Here is a 22401-nt window from a genome sequence, read left to right as displayed (position 1 = left end):
AGGAGCTCACCCCTCACTCAGGAAGGTCACCCCCTCGGCGACTTCGGGTACAGAGGCTTCCCTCCTCGGCGACTTCGGACTCAAAGGCTTCCCCTCTCAGCGTCGGGCTCAGAGGGCTCACCCCCGGTCACTCCGGGCGCGGGGGCTCACTCCCCCGGCCACTCCGGCTTCCGCTTCTCGTTGAACGCCGCGACCCCCTCCGCCCGGTCCCCCGAGAAGGCCACCGCCCGCCAGGCCGCGTCCTCGACCTCCAGCCCGGCCCGCAGATCCAGCCCCTGCCCCAGCCGCAGGGCCCGCTTGGCCGCCCGCAGCCCCACCGGGGAGTTGGCCCCGATCCGCGCGCCCAGCGCCAGCGCTTCCTCCCGGTCCCGCCCCTCCTCCACCAGCACGTCCACCAGCCCCAGCTCCCGTGCTTCGGCGGCCTCCACCCGCCGCGCACTGAAGATCAGTTCGGCCGCCCGGGCCGCCCCCACCCGCCGGGGCAGCAGCTGCGTACCCCCACCCCCCGGAATCACGCCGACCGACACCTCGGGCAACCCCACCACCGCCGTGCGGTCGGCCACGATCACGTCGCACGCGAGCGCCAGCTCGAACCCGCCCCCCAGCGCGAACCCGTGCACCGCGGCGACCGTCGGCACCGGCAGCTCCAGCACCCCGGTGTACGCGCCCCGCGCCACCGGCCGCTGCCGCACCAACTCGGCGTCACTGAGGGAGTTCCGCTCCTTCAGATCGGCCCCGACACAGAAGGCCCGCTCATGCGTCGAGGTGAGGACGACCACCCGTACGCCCTTGTCGTCGCCCAGCGCCGCGCAGGCCGCCCCGATGGACCGGGCCATCTCGGTCGAGACGGCGTTCATGGCCTTGGGGCGGTCGAGGGCCAGCTCCGCGACATGTCCGTCCCCGTGCCGCCGGACCAGCACGAACTCCCCGAACCGTTCCTCGCTCATGACACCCTCCGGGTTAACGCGGGTTAACAACTTGGCCGCCTGATCATCGCAGCCGGGCGGGGCCGGGGAAAGAGCGGACCGGTCCGGTTGCCGCACACAGCCCCGCCAACCCGTTCGAGTGACATCTCGCCCGACTCCGCCCGCACCGCCCATGGAAGCGCATAACGTGCGTCCGCCACGGCGCGGAGGGGGCGCAACCACCTCGGGGAGGGAGCGCGATGACGACCACACCGGTGAAAACGCAGACCGGAACCTACGGATATCAAGGCGAGGCAGGCGAGGAACCCACTGCGCCCGAACCCACCCACCTGCTCCGGACCCCCCGCACTCGCGGCCGGCACCGCCGCCCCCGCCCCCGCAAGGTCCTGCTCGCCGCGGGCGGCCTGGCCCTGGCGGCCGGCGCCCTGAGCCTCCTCCGCCTGACACCGGACTCGGGCGTGGGAGGCCTGGCCACGGCGGAGGCGGAACCGCGGATGGAACCCACCGCGGACACGACCCACGCGGCCGCCACGGTGGCCGCGACCCCGGAGGCGGCGCCCACGACACCCACACCCCTGGGCGGCGGCCCGACCACGAGCCCGACGCCCACAGCGGCTCCCACCCCGACCGCGTCCCCGACGGCCCTCGTCCGCACGCCGAGCGGCCCCTACGCCGCCGCACCCACCCCGGCGGCACCACGGACGACCGCATCCGCCCCGGCGACCAGGGCCCCGGCGCCGCACCCGGTGACCACCGCCCCACACCCGAACACACCGAACCCGACACCGACACCGGCACCGATCCCCACCACCGCCGTGCCCGCCCCGCAGCCGGAGCGCCCCGACCTCTGCGTGCCGGTGATCGGCCTGTGCGTGGGCCCGCTCAGCGCGCCGCGCTGACGCGGCTCACTCGTTGCTGTTGCCCCGCCGGGTCAGCAGCCAGGGCTCGACCACGCCGAGCCCGCGCACGGGCCGCTGCCACATCGGCTGGAGCGCGAACCGGTAGACGGGCGGTTCCTTGCCCTCCTTCTCGGCGGCGGCCGCCTCTTCGGCGGCCTCCGCCTCGGAGGCGGGGGCGTCGCCGGTACGGATGAGTTCCTCGGCGAAGGCACTGTCGACGAGGACGGCGTCCCGTGGCGCTATCGAGGTCAGCCGCGAGGCCAGGTTGACGGTCGTACCGAAGACATCGCCCATCCGGGTGGTGACGGTCCCGAAGGCCATGCCGACGCGCAGCTCGGGCATGGTCTCGTCGTTGCTCATGGTCTCCACGAGACGCAGCGCGATGTCGGCGGCGGTCCCGGCGTCGTCGGCGGCGTAGAGGACTTCGTCCCCGAGCGTCTTGATGAGCCGCCCGCCGCGCGCGGCGACCAGGTCGGCGGCGGTGGTCTCGAAGGCCTCGACGAGTTCGCCGAGCTCCTCCTCCTCCATACGACGGGTCAGTCGTGTGAACCCGACGAGATCCGCGAACGCGACCGCGAGCCGCCGGTCGACCATCTCCTCGTCGTCGGCGGCCTGGACGACCCGCCCGGCGGAGGCGGCGAGCTGCCGACGCCACACATAGACGAGGAACTCCTCCAGCTCGGGCAGCAGCAGTTCGACGATCGGATACGTGACCTCGGTGCGGGTCATCCCCGGCTCGGGGGGCTCGGTCAGCCCCTCCAGGAAGGAATCGATCTGCCACTCCGCCAACCGGGCGGTGGTCTGCCCCGTGGACCGCGCCACCTGCACCGCCATCGCCTCGCTCAGCAGCCCCGCCTCGACGAGACCGGCGAGCCGGCGCAGGGCCAGCACGTCGGCCTCGGTGAGCGCCTTGGCCTGCCCGATGTCGGCGAAGCCCATCGCCCGCCAGAAGCGGGACGCCAGCTCCATGGAGACGCCGGCGCTGCGGGCCGCCTGAAAGGGGGTGTAACGCCGCTCGGCGCCGAGGATGAGCTGCTCGAGTCGCAGGGCGAGCGGGTCGTCGCCGGGTTCGGCGGCCGGCGGGTCAACCCGGCCGTCCGCGCCCGCGCCGGAGCCCGTGTCGTCGACGGTCACGCCTGCTGCCCTTCCGATCTACCGCGGTCATGTATCGACCGGCCTCAACTCTACGGCAGGTGTGCGCCAGCTCACTCCGTCAGGTGGAGGGGGGTGTCCAACCGGGGGTAAGTCCCCCGGCGAGGCGGTACCCCCCGGGGGCTCGGCCCCCAGACCCCCGGCCTTTGCCCACCCACCAACCGACTCGGTCGGACGAGAGGCGGGCCCCACGTCCCACCTGCCCGGCGACGCCTGCCGAGCGCCGGTCAGGGCAAACCAGCCAGTCCGAGGTCGACTGACAAGCGCCGGTCAGGGCAATCCAGCCCGTCCGGCGTTTGAGGACGAGGCCCGTTCAGGGCCGAAGCGGGGTGCGGGGCGGCAGCCCCGCCAGGGGTGCAGGGGGCGGAGCCCCCGCCGGGGTCGAAGGGGCGGAGCCCCTGGGGACGGGAAGGATAGGGGCGGCGGGGGCAAAAAAGGTCACGCGGGGCGCAGGTGCACGATGTCGCCCGCTCCCACCGGCTCCTGCACCCCCTCCGCCGTCGCGATCACCAGCCGCCCGTCCCCGTCCACAGCCACCGCCTCCCCCACAACCGCCCGCTCCCCGGGCAACTCGGCCCGCACCACCCGCCCCAACGTCGCGCATCCCGCCGCATAAGCCTCCTGCACCCCACTCACCGCAGGATCACCCCCAGCATCCCGCCACCGCCGGTACCACTCCTCCAACGCCCGCAGCACAGCCCGAAGCAACGTATCCCGATCCGTACTCACCGCCCCGGCCAGCGCCAGCGACCCCGCCTGCGGCACCGGCAGCTCCTCGGCCCGCAACGTGACGTTGACGCCGACCCCCAGCACCACCCCGTCCGCCCCGACCCGCTCCGCGAGAATCCCCCCGGCCTTCCGCTCCTCCCCGCCCACGGTCACCAACAGGTCGTTCGGCCACTTGAGCGCCGTGTCCACCCCCGCGGCCCGCGCCAACCCCGTCGCCACCGCGATCCCCGTCAGCAGCGGCAGCCACCCCCACCGCTCCACGGGCACCTCGGCCGGCTTCAGCAGCACGGAGAAGAACAGCCCGGACCGCGCGGGCGCCGTCCACTGCCGGTCGAGCCGCCCCCGCCCGGAGGTCTGCTCCTCGGCGACCAGCACAGCCCCCTCCACCACCTTCCCCGCAGCCGCCAGAGCCACGAGGTCGGAGTTCGTGGACCCGGTCCGCTGCACCACCTCCAGCCCGGTCCACAGCCCCCCGTCCCGCACCAGCCCCCGGCGCAGGCTCGCGGCATTGAGGGGCGGCCGTTCCAGGTCGCCCCAGCGGCTGTTGTTTCCTGATGCATCTCGCGGCGTCATGCAAGCCACCCTAGGTGTGGTAAACGCCGCACTGCCGATACGGAGGCGCACCACTACGCTACGGATGAGTAACCGTCCCCCCTTTTGAGCAGGCAGGGAGCCGCATCCCGATGTCCGAGCCGGAAGAGATCGACATCCACACGACCGCGGGAAAGCTCGCGGATCTCCAGCGCCGCGTTCAGGAGGCGACGCACGCCGGCTCCGCACGTGCCGTCGAGAAGCAGCACGCGAAGGGCAAGCTGACGGCCCGTGAGCGCATCGAACTCCTCCTCGACGAGGACTCCTTCGTCGAACTGGACGAGTTCGCCCGCCACCGCTCCACCAACTTCGGGCTGGAGAAGAACCGCCCGTACGGGGACGGTGTCGTCACCGGGTACGGGACCGTCGACGGTCGGCCCGTCGCCGTGTTCTCGCAGGACTTCACCGTTTTCGGCGGTGCGCTGGGCGAGGTCTACGGCCAGAAGATCGTCAAGGTCATGGACTTCGCGCTGAAGACCGGCTGCCCGGTCATCGGCATCAACGACTCCGGCGGCGCCCGCATCCAGGAGGGCGTGGCCTCCCTCGGCGCGTACGGCGAGATCTTCCGCCGCAACACTCACGCCAGCGGTGTCATCCCGCAGATCTCGCTGGTCGTCGGCCCGTGCGCGGGCGGCGCGGTCTACTCCCCCGCGATCACCGACTTCACCGTCATGGTCGACCAGACCTCGCACATGTTCATCACCGGCCCGGACGTCATCAAGACGGTCACCGGTGAGGACGTCGGCTTCGAGGAGCTCGGCGGCGCCCGCACGCACAACTCCACGTCGGGCGTGGCGCACCACATGGCCGGCGACGAGAAGGACGCCATCGAGTACGTCAAGCAGCTGCTGTCGTACCTGCCGTCGAACAACCTCAGCGAGGCCCCGGCGTTCCCGGAGGAGGCGGATCTCACCGTCACCGGCGAGGACCTGGAGCTGGACACGCTCGTCCCGGACAGCGCCAACCAGCCGTACGACATGCACACGGTGATCGAGCACGTCCTGGACGACGCCGAGTTCTTCGAGACGCAGCCGCTGTACGCGCCGAACATCCTCACCGGCTTCGGGCGGGTGGAGGGCCATCCGGTCGGGATCGTCGCGAACCAGCCGATGCAGTTCGCGGGCTGCCTGGACATCAAGGCCTCCGAGAAGGCGGCCCGCTTCGTCCGCACCTGCGACGCCTTCAACATCCCGGTGATCACCTTCGTCGACGTCCCCGGCTTCCTGCCCGGCGTCGACCAGGAGCACGACGGCATCATCCGCCGCGGCGCCAAGCTGATCTACGCCTACGCGGAGGCGACCGTCCCGCTGATCACGGTCATCACCCGCAAGGCCTTCGGCGGGGCGTACGACGTCATGGGCTCCAAGCACCTGGGCGCCGACCTCAACCTGGCCTGGCCGACCGCCCAGATCGCCGTCATGGGTGCCCAGGGCGCGGTCAACATCCTGCACCGCCGCACCATCGCCGAAGCCGAGGCCAACGGCGAGGACCTGGAAGCGGTACGCGCCCGGCTGATCCAGGAGTACGAGGACACCCTCCTCAACCCCTACATCGCGGCCGAGCGCGGCTACATCGACGCCGTCATCATGCCGTCCGACACCCGCCGCCACATCGTGCGCGGCCTGCGTCAACTGCGTACCAAGCGGGAATCCCTGCCTCCGAAGAAGCACGGCAACATCCCCCTCTAGGCCTGCTGGGAGCCGTCATGAACATCAAGGTCGTACGGGGCAACCCGACCCCGGAGGAGCTGGCCGCCGCCCTGGCGGTGGTGAGAGCCCGCGCCGCGGCGGCAGCGGCCACGCCGCCCGGCGCACAGGGCCCGAGGGACGCGTGGTCCGACCCTGCCCGCATCGCGGGCCGGCGCCTGCCCAAGCCGGGGCAGGCGTCATGGGCTCGCACTTACTGGCCCGGCTAGCGGCGGGATACGCAGGGGCGCGGGGCTGCATCGATATGCGGCTCCGCCGCCTTGGCGCACCTGAGAACAACGCCGGCGCCGATTTGAGTACGCATACTCAGGCACCGTCCCCGGCCAGGCCCCACGCTGGTGGCATGCTGTGGTCCGACCCGAAGAACGAGCCGCCCAAGGAACTCCGCGACATGCAGGAGACCCTGAGGCGGCTCGGTCTCTTCCTCGCCTTGGCCATGCTGGTGGCGATGATCGTGCTCGGCGTCAGATGACCTGATCGGCCCGGACCAGCGCCGGCGCTAGGCTGACCGCATGACTGATCAGCCGCGCCGTCGACTCGTGCTCGCCTCCCAGTCCCCCGCCCGGCTGGGCCTGCTGCGGCAGGCCGGGCTCGACCCCGAGGTGATCGTGAGCGGGGTCGACGAGGACGCCGTCACCGCCCCCACCCCCGCCGAGCTGGCGCTCGCCCTCGCCGAGGCGAAGGCCTCCGTCGTGGCGGCGAAGCCCGAGGTCAAGGGCGCCCTGGTGATCGGCTGCGACTCGGTCCTCGACCTGGACGGCCAGGCCCTCGGCAAGCCCGCGGACGCCGAGGAGGCCACCGCCCGCTGGAAGGCGATGCGCGGCCGCGCGGGCACGCTCCAGACCGGTCACTGCGTCTACGACACCCTCAGCGGGCGCTACACCTCCGGCGTCGCCTCCACCGTCGTCCGCTTCGGCGAGCCGACGGACGAGGAGATCGCCGCGTACGTCGCCTCGGGCGAGCCCCTCTACGTCGCCGGGGCGTTCACCCTCGACGGCCGGTCGGCCCCGTTCATCGACGGCATCGACGGGGACCACGGCAACGTGATCGGCATCAGCCTGCCCCTCGTCCGGCGGCTGCTGGCCGAACTGGGCGTCGGCATCACGGAGTTGTGGGCGCCGCCGGCGGAGTGACCGGAGCGGGCCCCTCGCCCTTCGGCCCGCCGTCCTGCGGCCCGGCGTCCCGGGGCTCCGCGTCGCCCGCGCCCACCTGACGGTCGTAGCTCATCAGCAGCAGCACGATGAGCGCGAGCACGACCACCATGAACAGGAACGCCGGCGGGCCCACGAGCCCCCAGGCGAACGCGCCCAGCAGACCGTGCACCACCGCGGCGCTGATCAGCAGGACACGGCCGAGGCCGGCCGGCGGGCGGCCCCGGAGCGCCACCAGCAGGGCGACCAGGCCGCACAGGGCGAAGTAGAGGCCGAAGACGACGCCGCCGATCTTCGAGGACGTCGACATCATGTCCGGGTCCAGGCCCGCCAGGGACATGTCCTGCCGGTCCACGACGATCCCGAGGAACCAGTTCAGCGCGGCGACACCGAGTGCCTCCGCGAAGAGCACGACCGCCACGACGGCTGCCACCGGTCTGCGCACCACCGGTCCCCACCCACTTTCGACCCAGCATCGAGCAAGATTGCTGTTACCCCTAGTACGTTCGAGACATCGTGAACGCTACTAACGGGTAAACCCCGGGACAAGGGTTCCGGCGACAGCAAAGAATCATTGGGCCATTCGTAGGGACTCCACAAAGAAACAGAGTGGGCCGCAGCACGCCCTCACAGAGACCTTGGCCACAGTAGAGGGCTAGGGTTTCCGGGAGGAGTGCTGCGTACGGCGGTACTACAAGGGATTTCGCGGTCGAGTGAGCCTCGCATCACGCTCCGTGTGGGCAAGCTCACCTTTGGGGACGGGTCGAAGTGCCGTGTCGGCAGTCCCTAAACTCGGCTTGTTTCAAGGAGGGAGCCTCAATCGTGCGCAAGGTGCTCATCGCCAACCGTGGCGAAATCGCAGTCCGCGTTGCCCGGGCCTGCCGGGATGCCGGTATCGCGAGCGTTGCCGTGTACGCCGACCCGGACCGGGACGCTCTGCATGTCCGCGCCGCGGATGAGGCGTTCGCCCTGGGCGGTGACACGCCGGGCACCAGCTACCTCGACATCGAGAAGGTGCTGAACGCCGCGCGCGAGTCGGGCGCGGACGCCATCCACCCCGGCTACGGCTTCCTCTCCGAGAACGCCGACTTCGCCCAGGCGGTCCTGGACGCGGGCCTGATCTGGATCGGCCCGCCCCCGCAGGCCATCCGCGACCTCGGCGACAAGGTGGCCGCCCGCCACATCGCCCAGCGCGCGGGCGCGCCCCTGGTCGCCGGTACGCCCGACCCGGTGTCCGGCGCCGAGGAGGTCGTGACCTTCGCCAAGGAGCACGGCCTGCCGATCGCGATCAAGGCCGCCTTCGGCGGTGGCGGGCGCGGTCTGAAGGTCGCCCGCACCCTCGAAGAGGTCCCCGAGCTGTACGAGTCGGCGGTCCGCGAGGCCGTCGCCGCCTTCGGCCGGGGCGAGTGCTTCGTCGAGCGCTACCTGGACAAGCCGCGGCACGTGGAGACCCAGTGCCTGGCCGACAGCCACGGCAACGTGGTGGTCGTCTCCACCCGTGACTGCTCCCTGCAGCGCCGCCACCAGAAGCTGGTCGAGGAGGCCCCGGCGCCGTTCCTCTCCGAGGCGCAGGTCGCCGAGCTGTACTCCTCCTCGAAGGCCATCCTCAAGGAGGCCGGCTACGTCGGCGCCGGCACGGTGGAGTTCCTCGTCGGCAACGACGGCACGATCTCCTTCCTGGAGGTCAACACCCGCCTCCAGGTCGAGCACCCGGTCACCGAGGAGGTCGCCGGCATCGACCTGGTGCGCGAGATGTTCCGCATCGCCGACGGCGAGGCGCTCGGCTACGACGACCCGCCGCTGCGCGGCCACTCCTTCGAGTTCCGCATCAACGGCGAGGACCCGGGCCGCAACTTCCTGCCCGCGCCCGGCACGGTCACCACGTTCAACCCGCCGTCCGGCCCGGGCGTGCGCCTGGACGCGGGCGTGGAGTCCGGCAGCGTGATCGGCCCGGCCTGGGACTCGCTGCTGGCGAAGCTGATCGTCACCGGCCGCACCCGCGGGGAGGCCCTGCAGCGGGCCGCCCGTGCCCTGGCCGAGTTCCAGGTCGAGGGCATGGCCACGGCGATCCCGTTCCACCGCGCGGTGGTGCAGGACCCGGCGTTCGCGCCCGAGCTGACCGGCTCCACCGACCCGTTCACGGTCCACACCCGCTGGATCGAGACCGAGTTCGTCAACGAGATCAAGCCCTTCACCGCCCCCACCGACACGGAGACGGACGAGGAGCCCGGCCGCGAGACGGTCGTCGTCGAGGTCGGCGGCAAGCGTCTTGAGGTCTCCCTGCCGTCCTCCCTCGGCATGTCGCTGGCCCGCACCGGCCTCGCGGCGGGCGCCAAGCCCAAGCGCCGCGCGGCCAAGAAGTCCGGCCCCGTCGCCTCCGGCGACACCCTCGCCTCGCCGATGCAGGGCACGATCGTCAAGATCGCCGTCGAGGAGGGCCAGGAGGTCCAGGAGGGCGACCTGATCGTCGTCCTGGAGGCCATGAAGATGGAGCAGCCGCTGAACGCGCACCGCTCCGGCACCGTCAAGGGTCTGACCGCGGAGGTCGGCGCGTCGATCACGTCGGGCGCGGCGATCTGCGAGATCAAGGACTGACGCCGAGATCGAGGAGCGACGCCCGGATACGGCGTCGAGGCGCCCGGCGGATCGTGCCGCACGATCCGCCGGGCGCCTCGTTCTCTCCCCGTGGCAGTGGTCTAGGACGATCGGATCCAGCCCGTGCCCCGTCGAAGGATCACCAGCCCCGCCGCGCCGAAGCCGACGGCCATCAGGGCGAAGGAGAGCAGGACGACGGGCAGCAGACCGGCGACGAAGCCGACCACGTTGACCGGCATGGACAGGATCAGCGCCCAGGCGGCCCAGGGTGCGATCGCCCGCCCTCGCAGCAACGCCACGCCGAGCAGGATCGCACCGATGACGTGGGCGGCGACGAAGTACAGGGTCGGGATCCCGTTCACCGCCAGCTCGTAGGTGCCGTCGGTGACCGCGACGAGCGCCTCCTGGCCGACGCCCTTCTCCAGTCCGCCCAGGGCGACCTGGTCGAGGTTGGGGGTCGTGGCGATCGCCAGCCAGCCGGTGGCGAGGACGGCCGTCCCCCACAGGCCCAGCTTCGGGGAACGCGCCGTGGCCAGCAGGCCCACCGCGAGCGTCCCCAGCACGAGCAGGATCAGCCCCAGCGCCATGGCCCACTGGGCGAACTGGACCGCGCTCTCGTTCTCGGCGATGGCCGCGACGATCTCCTTGGTCGAGTCGGTGGTCTCGTACGGCTGGACGCTGAAGGCGGCGAGGAACAGCAGCGGGCCCAGCACCGCGGAGAGCGCGAGGAGTACGCGGCCCACGCCGCTCCCGGTGACCGGAGTCGAGGTGTCGGCGGACGTGCGTGACGGCGTCGTGGTCATGGAGTCCCCCTTGGCGAGCCGGGCCCCGGCTACGGGGCGCCTGCCGCCAGTGAAGCCGCCCGGCCCGGCCGGTGACCATCCGTCAATTCTGACGGATCGCGACATGTCGCAACAGCCGCCGGTCCTGGGGCTCAGTCCATGAGCAGGCCCAGTTCCCGGCCGCGGTGCAGCAGGGCGGCGGTGTGTCCCGCGTCCAGCTTCCTGTGCAGGGAGGCGATGTAGCCGCGGACGGTGGTCGGGGAGAGGCCCATCAGGCGGGCGGTCTCCGTCGGCGTACGGCCGCTGTGGAGGTGGCGCAGGGTGCGGTGTTCCTGCTCGGTGACGCCGAAGAGGCGGGCGACGGCCCGGCCGCGGGCCAGGTCGCGCAGGAGCAGCAGCCCGGGCAGTCCGGGCCCGGCCGACGGGACGTACCGCACCTCGATGTCCCGTGCGGTGAACGACTTCTGTCCGCCGAGCCGGGGATCGTCCCGTACGGCGGCGAGCAGGCGGGCGGCGGTGGCGTCGAGGGGCTGCGGCCGGCCGTCGTCATCGACACGGGCAACACCCCGCCCGGGTCCGCCGACCAGTTCCAGGGCGGCCGCGGCCAGCATCCGCAACCGCTCGCGCTCGCCCAGCCGGCGTTCCACGAGGGCGAGGTGCTGCTGGGCGAGGCCGAACAGGTCGCGTTCGTGCTCGGTGAAGTCCCGTCCGGCGCGGAGCAGGGCGTACCCGCGGGCCACTCCGAGGTCGGAGCCGGCCGAGGCCACGAGGTGCCGGCGCAGGCCGAACGGACGGAAGTCGAGGTTGTAACAGTGGGTGCGCTGCCACTGCCGGTCCTCGGCAACGTCGCTGACCCTCCATGCCTCCGGGGTCGGGGTCCGGAGCAGGAGGTGGGTGAGCGGGTGGTCGAGGGGGTGCTCGTAGATGACGCTCGGGTCCTCGTGGAAGGAGTCCCGGGGCAGCGACAGCGCGGACACCCCGTTGCCGTCGACCGGCAGCCCGTAACACTGCGCGGCGTCGGCGGCCACCAGCCCCATCAGCTCGGGCAGCGCCCGTTCCTGCAACTCCGCGACGGAATCGGCCTCTTCGAGCCCCCGGACGAGCGCCGTCACCCGCCGTACGTCCGCCCCGCTGATCTCCATCACGTTCCCCCGGGCGCCCCTTCGGACGGCTTCGCCACCCCTGAGACGACGGTACGGCCTCCGCCCACCCCATGAGGCCCGCGCACCCATCCTCACCAGCACGTTCGGCCTCAGGGCGCAGGTTGGTCACTCGAGGGCGCTGCCGCCCCGGTACGGGGTGTCGGCAGCGGGCTCAGCGTCGGCGGAGGTCGGCCACCCGGGCCCGTTCCCCGCCCGGGGGCTGTTCGCCCAGGACCGTGGCGGCGCGCAGGCCGGCCGAGGCGCCCGGGACCTGGCCGCGGCGGGGGGACGGGAGGGGGACGTCCCGGCGCTGCTGCTGGCGGCGCGCCGGGACCGCTTCACCCCCCGGGCTTCCCTGCGCCCCGGCCACGGCGATCTGCACGCCCTGGTCCGCCAGGGCCTGCAGCTCGGTCTGGGCGCGGTCGTCGTGGGCGGGCGGCTCGTCCGTGACCAGGCGGGTGATGACGTCGGTCGGGACGGTCTGGAACATCGTGTCGGTGCCGAGCTTGGTGTGGTCGGCGAGGACGACGACCTCGGCGGCGGCCTGGACGAGGGCCCGGTCGACCGACGCGGAGAGCATGTTGGACGTGGAGAGCCCGCGCTCGGCGGTGAGACCGCTTCCGGAGAGGAAGGCCCGGGAGACCCTGAGCCCCTGGAGGGACTGTTCGGCTCCGCTGCCGACGAGGGCGTAGTTGGAGCCTCTGAGGGTGCCGCCGGTCATCACGACCTCCACCCGGTTGGCGTGGGCCAACGCCTGGGCGACCAACAGGGAGTTGGTGACGACCGTGAGTCCGGGTACCCGGGCGAGCCGGCGGGCCAGCTCCTGGGTGGTGGTACCCGCCCCGACCACGATGGCCTCGCCCTCTTCCACGAAGTTGGCGGCGAGGTCGGCGATGGCGGTCTTCTCGGCGGTCGCGAGATGGGACTTCTGCGGAAAGCCGGACTCCCGCGTGAAACCGCCCGGCAGTACCGCACCGCCGTGCCGGCGGTCGAGGAGTCCTTCTGCCTCCAGTGCGCGCACGTCCCGCCGTACGGTCACTTCGGAGGTCTGGACGACGCGGGCGAGCTCACGGAGCGACACGGCCCCGTTCGCTCGCACCATTTCGAGGATCAATTGGCGACGTTCTGCAGCGAACACGAAACTGACAGTAACGCGGGCGACCGTCTGCTTTCAGCTCTTTGCGCCGAATAATAGAAGTTGTTCGCACACCAGGGTGCGAGGTGGTATAGGAGCCCGGTTCCGGCGCCTGTGCCACCCGCACGTGCCACAACTCCCCGTGACCAGCGGGAAGTTGATTCCGGCCGCCCGGAAGGGCCTAGAACTCGCCGCCCGACTTCCTCGTGTGCAACTGCCGTGCCACCTCCGCGATCGAGCCCGAAAGGGACGGGTACACGGTGAAGGCGTTCGCGATCTGTTCGACCGTCAGATTGTTGTCGACGGCGATCGAGATGGGGTGGATCAGTTCCGAGGCGCGCGGCGCGACGACGACACCGCCGACGACGATGCCGGTGCCCGGCCGGCAGAAGATCTTGACGAAGCCGTCGCGGATGCCCTGCATCTTCGCGCGCGGGTTGCGCAGGAGGGGCAGCTTGACCACCCTCGCGTCGATCTTGCCCGCGTCCACGTCGGCCTGGGTGTAGCCGACGGTGGCGATCTCGGGGTCGGTGAAGACGTTGGAGGAGACGGTCTTGAGGTTGAGCGGGGCCACCGCGTCGCCGAGGAAGTGGTACATGGCGATACGGCCCTGCATGGCGGCGACGGAGGCGAGGGCGAAGACACCGGTCACGTCACCTGCGGCGTACACGCCGGGGGCCGTCGTCCGGGAGACCTTGTCGGTCCAGATGTGCCCGGACTCGCGGACCCGGACGCCCGCCTCCTCCAGGCCGAGACCCGCGCTGTTGGGAATGGCGCCGACGGCCATCAGACAGTGCGAGCCGGTGATGACACGGCCGTCGGCGAGGGTGACCTCGACGCGGTCGCCGACGCGCTTGGCGGACTGGGCGCGCGAGCGGGCCATGACGTTCATACCGCGGCGCCGGAAGACGTCCTCGAGGACGGCGGCGGCGTCCGGGTCCTCGCCGGGCAGCACACGGTCGCGGGAGGAGACGAGGGTGACCTTGGAGCCGAGGGCCTGGTAGGCGCCGGCGAACTCGGCACCCGTCACACCCGACCCGACCACGATGAGCTCCTCGGGCAGCTCACGGAGGTCGTAGACCTGGGTCCAGTTGAGGATGCGCTCGCCGTCGGGCTGCGCGTCCGGCAGCTCGCGGGGGTGACCGCCGGTGGCGAGGAGGACGGCGTCGGCGGTGAGGGTCTCCTCGGTGCCGTCGGCGGCGGTGACCACGACCTTGCGGGAACCGTCGAGGGCCTGCATGCCCTCCAGCCGGCCCCGGCCGCGCAGGACCCGGGCGCCCGCGCGCGTGACGGAGGCGGTGATGTCGTGCGACTGGGCGAGCGCGAGCCGCTTCACACGCCGGTTGACCTTGTCGAGGTCCACGCCGACCACCCGGGCGGCCTGCTCCAGCGGCGGGGTGTCGTCGGCGACGATGATCCCCAGCTCCTCGTAGGAGGAGTCGAAGGTGGTCATCACCTCTGCCGTGGCGATCAGGGTCTTCGACGGCACGCAGTCGGTCAGCACCGACGCCCCGCCCAGACCGTCGCAGTCGACGACGGTCACCTCCGCGCCGAGCTGTGCGGCCACCAGCGCCGCTTCGTAGCCGCCGGGTCCGCCACCGATGATCACGATCCGAGTCACGTACCCCATTGTCCCGCACGCTTCAACGTCGTACTTCCCCGGGGGGCCGGGCGCGGGTACGGCTGTTGTGGGAGAGGCGCCGGACGACCGAACTGACCTCCGTTCGAGCTGCCGTACTCTCATCGCATGTCGCTCTACGCCGCGTACGCCGGCAACCTCGACGCGCGGCTGATGACCCGCCGCGCCCCGCACTCGCCGCTGCGCGCGACGGGCTGGCTGAACGGCTGGCGGCTCACCTTCGGCGGCGAGCACATGGGCTGGGAGGGCGCCCTGGCGACGCTCGTCGAGGACCCCGTCGCACAGGTCTTCGTCGCGCTGTACGACCTCGCGCCCCTGGACGAGGACTCACTGGACCGCTGGGAGGGCGTGGGCCTCGGCATCTACCGCCGGATCCGGGTCCGCGTGCACACGCTGGACGGCGAGGAGCAGGGCTGGGTGTACGTGCTGAACGGGTACGAGGGGGGACTGCCCTCGGCCCGCTACCTCGGGGAGATCGCCGACGCCGCCGAATCGGCGGGGGCGCCACACGATTATGTGATGGAGCTGCGGAAGAGGCCCTGCTGAAGGTTGCCCGCCCGCAGAATCGGCCGGATGGACGCCTCCACCGCCTACGAGCTCCGCTGTACCGAGCAGGCCACCGCCGCCCGTGACCGACTCGACGAACGACGGCGCACCGCCTTCGACAGGGGTCTGGCCGCCCTCGCCCGCGATCCGTTCCCTCCCGTCTCCCGTGCGAGCGGCGCCCCGGGGACGGACCGAAGGGTCCGGCTCACCCGGGACATCCTGGTCGAGTACACGATCAGCTCGCGTCGGCTCGTCGTCGTCCACGTCACGGCCTTCGACGAGACCGACATCCTCGTCCCGGACGTCGGAACGGCCCCGGAGGCCCTCCCTCATTGGAAACGACAAGACAACGATCACCATCCTGCGGGCTCTGTCATCTACGCGCGTAGGCACAGACCGGTTACCCTCATCGCGTGAACGCATCTCTTCTCCCGGATGACATCCAGGGCGACCCCTACGCCGCCGCCGACGCCGCCGCCGCGCGACTGCGCGAACTCACGGGCGCCGAGACCCACGACGTCGCCCTCGTGATGGGCTCCGGCTGGGCACCGGCCGTGGACGCGCTGGGCGCGCCCGACGCCGAGTTCCAGGTCACCGAGCTGCCCGGTTTCCCGCCGCCGGTGGTCGAGGGGCACGGCGGCAAGATCCGCTCGTACAAGATCGGCGAGAAGCGCGCGCTGGTCTTCCTGGGCCGCACGCACTACTACGAGGGCCGTGGTGTGGCCGCCGTCGCACACGGCGTGCGTACGGCGGTGGCGGCCGGCAGCAAGACGATCGTGCTGACCAACGGCTGCGGCGGTCTGCGTGAGGGCATGCGGCCCGGGCAGCCGGTCCTGATCAGCGACCACATCAACCTCACGGCGACCTCCCCGATCGTCGGCGCGAACTTCGTCGACCTCACCGATCTGTACTCGCCGCGGCTGCGGGCGCTGTGCAAGGAGATCGACGCCACGCTGGAGGAGGGGGTGTACGCCCAGTTCCCCGGGCCGCACTACGAGACGCCGGCGGAGATCCGGATGGCCCGGGTGATCGGGGCCGACCTGGTGGGCATGTCCACGGTTCTGGAGGCCATCGCCGCCCGTGAGGCCGGTGCCGAGGTGCTGGGCATCTCCCTCGTGACCAACCTCGCGGCCGGTATGACCGGTGAGCCCCTGAACCACGAAGAGGTTCTCCAGGCCGGCCGCGACAGCGCGACGCGGATGGGATCGCTGCTGGCGCAGGTGCTGGGCCGGCTGTAAGGGGCTCCACCCCTTCGACCCCGCCAGGGGGCTCCGCCCCCTGGACCCCCGGGTCCTTGCCCACCCACCCGACTCGGTCGGTCGAGAGGTGCACCACAACCAGCCCGTCCGGCGGGGCGGAGCCCCGGCCCCCCTCAGCTTTCGAGCACCGGTCGGTGAACTCAGCCCGTCCGGCGTTTGAGGACGAGGCCCGTTCAGGGCCGAAGCGGGGGTCTGGGGCGGCAGCCCCCAGGGACGGGAAGGGTAGGGGCGGCGGGGGCGAGGAAACTCACGACCACTTACGAGAGGTTGACCGACCGTGCACGACGATCTCACCGCCCGCGCCCAGTCCTGGCTGGCCGAGGACCCCGACCCGGACACCCGCGAGGAACTCGCGAAGCTCCTCGAGGCCGGCGACCACACCGAACTCGCCGCCCGCTTCTCCGGCACCCTGCAGTTCGGCACCGCCGGCCTCCGGGGCGAACTGGGCGCCGGCCCGATGCGCATGAACCGCGCCGTCGTGATCCGCGCCGCCGCCGGCCTGGCCGCGTACCTCAAGGCCAAGGGCGAGCAGAACGGCCTGGTCGTCATCGGCTACGACGCCCGCCACAAGTCCGCCGAGTTCGCCCAGGACACCGCCTCCGTGATGACGGGCGCGGGCCTGCGCGCGGCCGTCCTCCCCCGCCCGCTCCCCACCCCCGTCCTGGCCTTCGCCATCAGGCACCTGGGCGCGGTCGCCGGCGTCGAGGTCACCGCCAGCCACAACCCGCCCCGCGACAACGGCTACAAGGTGTACCTGGGCGACGGTTCGCAGATCGTCCCGCCGGCGGACGCGGAGATCGCCGCCGAGATCGCCGCCGTACGGTCCCTCGACGACGTGCCCCGGCCCACCACCGGCTGGGAGCTCCTCGACGAATCCGTCCTCGAGGCCTACCTCGCCCGCACCGACGCCGTACTGGCGGAGGGCTCCCCGCGCTCCGCCCGCACCGTCTACACGGCGATGCACGGCGTCGGCAAGGACGTCCTCCTCGCCGCCTTCGCCCGCGCCGGGTTCCCGGAGCCCGCCCTCGTCGCCGAGCAGGCGGAACCCGACCCGGACTTCCCCACCGTCGCCTTCCCGAACCCGGAAGAGCCCGGCGCCATGGACCTCGCCTTCGCGAAGGCCCGCGAGACCGACCCCGACCTGATCATCGCCAACGACCCCGACGCCGACCGCTGTGCCGTGGCCGTCAAGGACGGCGGGGAGTGGCGGATGCTGCGCGGTGACGAGGTCGGCGCGCTGCTCGCCGCCCATCTCGTCCGGCGCGGAGCACGGGGCACCTTCGCCGAGTCGATCGTCTCCTCCTCCCTCCTCGGCCGCATCGCCGAGAAGGCCGGGCTGCCGTACGAGGAGACACTCACCGGCTTCAAGTGGATCGCCCGCGTCGACGGCCTGCGCTACGGCTACGAGGAGGCGCTCGGCTACTGCGTCGACCCCGAGGGCGTACGCGACAAGGACGGCATCACGGCCGCCCTCCTGATCACCGAGCTCGCCTCCGAGCTCAAGGAGCAGGGCCGCACCCTGCTCGACCTGCTCGACGATCTCGCCGTCGAGCACGGTCTGCACGCCACCGACCAGCTCTCGGTCCGCGTCGAGGACCTCTCCGTCATCGCCCGCGCGATGCAGAAGCTCCGCGAGCAGCCGCCGACCGAGCTCGCCGGCCTCGCGGTCATCGGCGCCGAGGACCTCACCCGGGGCACCGACAAACTCCCGCCCACCGACGGCCTGCGCTACACCCTCGACGGCGCCCGGGTCATCGTCCGGCCCAGCGGTACGGAGCCGAAGCTGAAGTGCTACCTGGAGGTCGCCGTGCCGGTCGCCTCGCGCGACGGTCTCCCGGCGGCCCGGGCGAAGGCGGCGGAGCTGCTCACGGCCCTCAGGCGGGACCTGGCGGCGGCCGCCGGCATCTGAGCCGTACCCGAGGGTGCCTCCGGCCGATGGCACGGCGGCACCCCCATCGGGTGATTGCGCCGGGACGGCGGGCGGACGCTCCACGGCCCACCTCGCCGCCCCGGGGACGGTGGACCGGTAGTGACCACCGACGCCCTGGAGCTGCCGCCGTGTCCTCCACCGCCGCCGACATCCCGGCCACCCGGCGACGACCGACCACCTCGGCCCCACCCGTGGCCCGCGCCCACGTCCTGCGCCACGCGGCACCGGCCCTGCTCGCCTATCTCGCCGTCCGCGCCACGGTCCTGCTGGTCCTCGCCCTGTGGGCGCACGGGCAGCACCACGGTGTCTGGCCGATCCTGGCCACGCAGTGGGACGCCGAGTGGTATCTCGGCATCGCCGACCACGGCTACACCCACGCCCTCGGCATCGCCTACGACGCCAACAACCTGGCGTTCTTCCCGCTCTACCCGCTCCTGATCAAGACGGTCGCCGCGTTCACCCCGGGCTCCGCCGCGACCGCCGGTCTCGCCATCGCGGTCGTCGCCTCCCTGGCCGCCGCCTGGGGCGTCTTCGCCGTCGGCGACCATCTCCACGGCCGTCGTACGGGCATTCTGCTCGCCGTCCTGTGGGCGGCGTTCCCGGTCGGTCTGGTGCAGTGGATGGGCTACACCGAGTCCCTGTTCACGGCGTGTGCGGCCTGGTCGCTGTACGCCGTGCTCACGGGCCGCTGGCTGTGCGCGGCGACGCTCGCCGTGCTCGCGGGTCTGACCCGCCCGAGCGGTGTCGCGGTGGCGGCCGCGGTCACCGTCGCTGCCCTGCTCGCCCGCCGCTCCCCGCGCGCCCTCGCCGCCGCCGTCCTCGCCCCGCTCGGCTGGTGCGGCTACTTCGGCTGGGTGGGCCTGCGGCTGGGCCGCTGGGACGGCTACTTCGCCGTACAGCGCCTGTGGCACAACGAGTGGAACGGCGGCTCCCAGACCCTGCGGCGGATGCGGGACCTGCTGGTGAGCGACGCGAGGCCCCATCTGTTCCTGGTGATGGTGACGATGACGCTGCTGGCCTGCTCGGTGCTGTACGGCCTGTCGGTGGCGGACCGGCAGCCGCTGCCGCTGCTGGTGTTCAGCGGCGTGCTGCTGCTGATCGTGCTGGGCAGCGGCGGCGTCTACTTCCCCCGCGCCCGCTTCCTGCTCCCGGCCTTCCCCCTGCTGCTCCCCGTCGCCCTGCACCTCGCCCGCGCCTCCCGCCGCCACCGGGCGCTGGTGCTGGCGGCGGCGGTCGCGGTGTCGGCGTACGTCAGTTGCTACATGGTGATGGTGTGGCCGAGTGCGCCGTGATTGACGGGGAGATGCGCTCCTCGTCCCCCCTTGGACGCATCCGCCTCCCTGGCGTCCCGCGCCCCCCTGCGCTCGCAGGCGGGATGCCCGGCAACAGCCGGACACGGGGTTCAGGCTGCCGCGGACAGGTGAACCCCGTGTCGGGTCCCGCGTGTCGGGTCCCGCGTGTCGGGTCCCGCGAAGGCTGCCCGGGCGGCTCACACGCGCATGAGGTAGCTGAAGCCGGTGTCCGGGCCGACGCAGGACTGCAGCGTGAGGTCGCCCCAGTAGAGCCCGTGCGACGGAGTGCCCCGGCCGGGGGTGACGTAGGTGGCGTACACGCGGTACCGGAAGGTGCCGCGCGGTGTCGTGGCCGTCACGATCGTGCCCTCGGGGAGCCGGGCGAACCGCGCGAAGCCGCAGTGGTCGTGGCCGACGAGGACGGCGGTGCGCAGCGCGTAGCCGTCCTCCGTCCCGAGGTCGGGCCCCGTCCACTGCACGGCGTCGCGGCACGCGTCCACCGCCTCCTGCCCGCCGCGGACGACCCGCGCCGACCAGGAGCCGATGTGCAGGGTGGTCGCGCCGTCCCCGCCCCGCGGGCCCGGCGTCTTGGAGCGGGTCATGGCGGACGGCTCGGGCGTCGGCTTCGGCGAGGGCCGGGCGGGCGTGGTGGCGGGGCGCGGCGACGCGGTCGGGGGTGCCGGGGGTGACTGGTCCGTCGGCTCGCCCTGCGGTGACGCGGTGGTCCTGCCCGGGGACGGTGAGGGCGCGGGGGCGGGGCTGCCGGGCGGGGCAGTGACCCGGCACCGCCCCGGCCGACGGCGCGACCCAGGTGACCGCAGACGCCGCTCCCGAGCCGGTGAAGTGGGGCAGGACGCTCACCGTCACCGGTGGCATGCGGCACGCGAGCTGGGCGACCGGCACGTCGGCCGCCGCCGGGGCCGGCCTCCCCGTGAAGCTGCAGTTCCGCCCGAAGGGCAGCACCGCCTACTGCGACGTCAAGACCGTCCTCACGGCAGCCGACGGCACCCTCAGAGGGCCCGTCGCGCGGCACCGCCCGAGTACCGTCGCCGCGACACCTCCCCCGGCCTCACCCCACAGCCAGCAGAATCCCCAGCACCACAGCCCCCGCGAGAGCGGGCCCCATGATCTCCCAGGCCCACCGCACGGTCACCTCGCCCTGGGCGCTCTCCTCCTTCTGCCGCGTCTCCCACAGCTCCCGCAGCTCATGCATGATCTTGTCGCTCTCGGCCCGCACCGGCCCGTCCGGGACACCGGCACCGGCCCCCGCACGCGGGGACGCCCCGCCTCCGAATCCACCGAAGCCGCCGAGCCCCCCGGCTCCCCGGCCACTCCGCCCCTGCCGCTCGCCGGCCCGCTCCGCCGCGATCCGCGACTCCCGCCGGGCCGCCTTGTTGCGGGCCCGCAGCGAGACGGGGATCGACCACAGCTGGTACTTCGTCCCCGAGGTGGCGACGACCTCGTTGGAGTACCCGGCCCGCAGCGAGGCGACCTGCCCCCAGGGCAGCACGATCACCCGGAGGGGATTGCGCACCCGCAGCCGGTCCTCGCTCGCGAACACGGCCGGCCGCAGGGTGAACGCGACGATCAGCGGCACCAGCAGGATCAGCGTCGCGAGCGCCAGCCAGGGCGTGCGCCCGTCCCCCGCGACGATCGCGTCGATACCGATCCAGCCGACGAGCCCGAGCAGCAGCACACCACCGGCGATGCCCGCGGGCGACCGGTAGATGCGGTCCTTGGACTCGGGGACCGGGGGCTGCGGCGCTGGTGACTGGTCTTCCGGGCTCGTCATGGCCCCGATTCTGCCGCAGCCCGCGACGCCGGGCCGACCCGGCCGGGCACCCCGGAAGGGATCCGTCCCCGCTCTCTCAAGGAGCCGCCTTCGGGGTGTACAGCCGCTACGCGCGTAGATATGCTCGTCTGGTGACCATGCCCACCAATGCACCCTCCCCCACTGCTGAACGCGTGGGAGGTACCCCCAGCGCACACGCCCTCGCGGACGTCACCACGTCCGACAGCACGCTGCGCCGCTTCCTCCACGGGCTGCCCGGCGTCGACGCGGTCGGCCTGGAGGCGCGCGCCGCATCCCTCGGCACCCGTTCCATCAAGACGACCGCGAAGGCGTACGCCATCGACCTCGCCATCTCGATGGTCGACCTGACGACGCTGGAAGGCGCGGACACCCCGGGCAAGGTCCGGGCGCTCGGCGCGAAGGCGGTCCACCCCGACCCGACCGACCGTACGACGCCGTCGACCGCGGCCGTCTGCGTCTACCCCGACATGGTCGCCACCGCCAAGGCGGCCGTCGCGGGCTCCGGCGTCAAGGTCGCCTCCGTCGCCACGGCGTTCCCGGCCGGCCGCGCCGCCCTGGACGTGAAGCTCGCGGACGTCCGCGAGGCCGTCGCCGCGGGCGCCGACGAGGTCGACATGGTCATCGACCGCGGGGCCTTCCTCGCGGGCAAGTACCTGAAGGTGTACGACGAGATCGTCGCCGTGCGGGAGGTCTGCGGCACGTCCGCCCGGCTGAAGGTCATCTTCGAGACGGGTGAGCTGTCGACGTACGACAACATCCGCCGCGCCAGCTGGCTCGGCATGCTCGCCGGCGCGGACTTCATCAAGACGTCGACCGGCAAGGTGGCGGTGAACGCCACGCCCGCGAACACCCTGCTCATGCTGGAAGCCGTCCGCGACTTCCGGACACAGACCGGGGTACAGGTCGGCGTGAAGCCGGCCGGCGGCATCCGCACCTCCAAGGACGCCATCAAGTTCCTGGTCCTGGTCAACGAGACCGTGGGCGAGGACTGGCTGGACAACCACTGGTTCCGCTTCGGCGCCTCCTCGCTCCTGAACGATCTGCTGATGCAGCGTCAGAAGCTGGCCACCGGCCGCTACTCCGGCCCCGACTACGTGACGGTGGACTGATCACC

Annotated in this window: 22 protein-coding genes; 12 read left to right on the top strand and 10 right to left on the bottom strand. The window is 72.4% G+C overall.

Annotated elements, in window-relative coordinates; translation table 11 throughout:
- Nucleotides 1-146 precede the first annotated feature (146 nt).
- Entirely contained in the window at nt 147-947 is an 801-nt protein-coding gene (locus tag IE263_RS08185) for an enoyl-CoA hydratase/isomerase family protein (protein WP_189933809.1), read from the bottom strand.
- Between the two features lie 218 nt (nt 948-1165).
- On the opposite strand from IE263_RS08185, the gene IE263_RS08180 reads away from it, so the two are divergent.
- On the top strand, nt 1166-1825 hold the full coding sequence (locus IE263_RS08180) for a hypothetical protein (RefSeq protein ID WP_189934380.1): 660 nt from the start codon (nt 1166-1168) through the stop codon (nt 1823-1825).
- A gap of 6 nt (nt 1826-1831) precedes the next feature.
- Here the strand turns inward: IE263_RS08180 and IE263_RS08175 are convergent, their stop codons facing one another.
- On the bottom strand, nt 1832-2959 hold the full coding sequence (locus tag IE263_RS08175) for an adenylate/guanylate cyclase domain-containing protein (protein ID WP_189933807.1): 1128 nt from the start codon (nt 2957-2959) through the stop codon (nt 1832-1834).
- A gap of 456 nt (nt 2960-3415) precedes the next feature.
- Nucleotides 3416-4279: a biotin--[acetyl-CoA-carboxylase] ligase gene (locus IE263_RS08170; RefSeq protein ID WP_189933805.1), complete on the bottom strand. Its 864-nt coding sequence runs from the start codon at nt 4277-4279 to the stop codon at nt 3416-3418.
- 110 nt (nt 4280-4389) lie between these two features.
- On the opposite strand from IE263_RS08170, the gene IE263_RS08165 reads away from it, so the two are divergent.
- From IE263_RS08165 to IE263_RS08155, 4 genes are all read left to right on the top strand, one after another.
- Entirely contained in the window at nt 4390-5985 is a 1596-nt protein-coding gene (locus IE263_RS08165; RefSeq protein ID WP_189933803.1) for an acyl-CoA carboxylase subunit beta, read from the top strand.
- Nucleotides 5986-6002: 17 nt separating this feature from the next.
- Complete coding sequence (locus IE263_RS08160; protein WP_189933802.1) at nt 6003-6212, top strand: acyl-CoA carboxylase epsilon subunit; 210 nt, start codon at nt 6003-6005, stop codon at nt 6210-6212.
- A 134-nt stretch (nt 6213-6346) separates the two neighbouring features.
- Nucleotides 6347-6475: a morphogenic membrane protein MmpB gene (gene mmpB, locus IE263_RS49460; protein WP_268256007.1), complete on the top strand. Its 129-nt coding sequence runs from the start codon at nt 6347-6349 to the stop codon at nt 6473-6475.
- Nucleotides 6476-6515: 40 nt separating this feature from the next.
- Nucleotides 6516-7136 carry a Maf family protein gene (locus IE263_RS08155; protein WP_189933800.1) on the top strand — a complete coding sequence of 207 codons (621 nt, stop codon included), beginning with the start codon at nt 6516-6518 and terminating at the stop codon, nt 7134-7136.
- Here the strand turns inward: IE263_RS08155 and IE263_RS08150 are convergent.
- Nucleotides 7105-7587, bottom strand: a complete 483-nt coding sequence (locus IE263_RS08150) for a hypothetical protein (protein ID WP_229910849.1) — start codon at nt 7585-7587, stop codon at nt 7105-7107. The genes IE263_RS08155 and IE263_RS08150 overlap by 32 nt on opposite strands.
- Nucleotides 7588-7976: 389 nt before the next feature.
- On the opposite strand from IE263_RS08150, the gene IE263_RS08145 reads away from it, so the two are divergent.
- Complete coding sequence (locus IE263_RS08145; protein ID WP_189933796.1) at nt 7977-9749, top strand: acetyl/propionyl/methylcrotonyl-CoA carboxylase subunit alpha; 1773 nt, start codon at nt 7977-7979, stop codon at nt 9747-9749.
- Between the two features lie 101 nt (nt 9750-9850).
- Here the strand turns inward: IE263_RS08145 and IE263_RS08140 are convergent, their stop codons facing one another.
- The 4 genes from IE263_RS08140 to IE263_RS08125 all read right to left on the bottom strand — a co-directional run bounded on the left by IE263_RS08140 (nt 9851) and on the right by IE263_RS08125 (nt 14438).
- Complete coding sequence (locus IE263_RS08140) at nt 9851-10552, bottom strand: hypothetical protein (RefSeq protein WP_189933794.1); 702 nt, start codon at nt 10550-10552, stop codon at nt 9851-9853.
- Between the two features lie 131 nt (nt 10553-10683).
- Nucleotides 10684-11673, bottom strand: coding sequence for a helix-turn-helix transcriptional regulator (locus IE263_RS08135; RefSeq protein ID WP_189934321.1), 990 nt, complete (start codon nt 11671-11673; stop codon nt 10684-10686).
- Between the two features lie 172 nt (nt 11674-11845).
- Nucleotides 11846-12811, bottom strand: a complete 966-nt coding sequence (locus IE263_RS08130) for a DeoR/GlpR family DNA-binding transcription regulator (RefSeq protein WP_189933792.1) — start codon at nt 12809-12811, stop codon at nt 11846-11848.
- Nucleotides 12812-12989: 178 nt separating this feature from the next.
- Nucleotides 12990-14438, bottom strand: coding sequence for an NAD(P)H-quinone dehydrogenase (locus IE263_RS08125; RefSeq protein ID WP_189933790.1), 1449 nt, complete (start codon nt 14436-14438; stop codon nt 12990-12992).
- A gap of 117 nt (nt 14439-14555) precedes the next feature.
- Here IE263_RS08125 and IE263_RS08120 point away from each other — a divergent pair, with 117 nt between their 5' ends.
- From IE263_RS08120 to IE263_RS08100, 5 genes are all read left to right on the top strand, one after another.
- Entirely contained in the window at nt 14556-14993 is a 438-nt protein-coding gene (locus IE263_RS08120; protein WP_189933788.1) for a gamma-glutamylcyclotransferase family protein, read from the top strand.
- Between the two features lie 27 nt (nt 14994-15020).
- Nucleotides 15021-15410: a hypothetical protein gene (locus tag IE263_RS08115; RefSeq protein WP_189933786.1), complete on the top strand. Its 390-nt coding sequence runs from the start codon at nt 15021-15023 to the stop codon at nt 15408-15410.
- Entirely contained in the window at nt 15407-16231 is an 825-nt protein-coding gene (locus IE263_RS08110) for a purine-nucleoside phosphorylase (RefSeq protein WP_189933784.1), read from the top strand. Before IE263_RS08115 ends, IE263_RS08110 begins: the two co-directional genes overlap by 4 nt.
- A 298-nt stretch (nt 16232-16529) precedes the next feature.
- Entirely contained in the window at nt 16530-18161 is a 1632-nt protein-coding gene (locus IE263_RS08105) for a phospho-sugar mutase (RefSeq protein ID WP_189933782.1), read from the top strand.
- A 149-nt stretch (nt 18162-18310) separates the two neighbouring features.
- Entirely contained in the window at nt 18311-19474 is a 1164-nt protein-coding gene (locus IE263_RS08100; RefSeq protein WP_189933780.1) for a putative hexosyltransferase, read from the top strand.
- A gap of 197 nt (nt 19475-19671) precedes the next feature.
- Here the strand turns inward: IE263_RS08100 and IE263_RS08095 are convergent, their stop codons facing one another.
- A complete protein-coding gene (locus IE263_RS08095; RefSeq protein WP_189933778.1) occupies nt 19672-20076 on the bottom strand; it encodes a sortase family protein in 405 nt (134 codons plus the stop codon).
- A gap of 467 nt (nt 20077-20543) precedes the next feature.
- Nucleotides 20544-21266: a PH domain-containing protein gene (locus tag IE263_RS08090; RefSeq protein WP_189933776.1), complete on the bottom strand. Its 723-nt coding sequence runs from the start codon at nt 21264-21266 to the stop codon at nt 20544-20546.
- A 137-nt stretch (nt 21267-21403) separates the two neighbouring features.
- Between IE263_RS08090 and deoC the strand changes: the two genes are divergently transcribed.
- The gene (deoC, locus tag IE263_RS08085; protein ID WP_189934319.1) at nt 21404-22396 is read left to right on the top strand and encodes a deoxyribose-phosphate aldolase; all 993 of its coding nucleotides are present in this window, start codon (nt 21404-21406) and stop codon (nt 22394-22396) included.
- Nucleotides 22397-22401 lie beyond the last annotated feature (5 nt).

This window comes from Streptomyces aurantiogriseus (genome assembly GCF_014649375.1).
GTDB lineage: Bacteria > Actinomycetota > Actinomycetes > Streptomycetales > Streptomycetaceae > Streptomyces > Streptomyces aurantiogriseus.
This window is presented reverse-complemented; position numbering and strand designations above follow the sequence as displayed.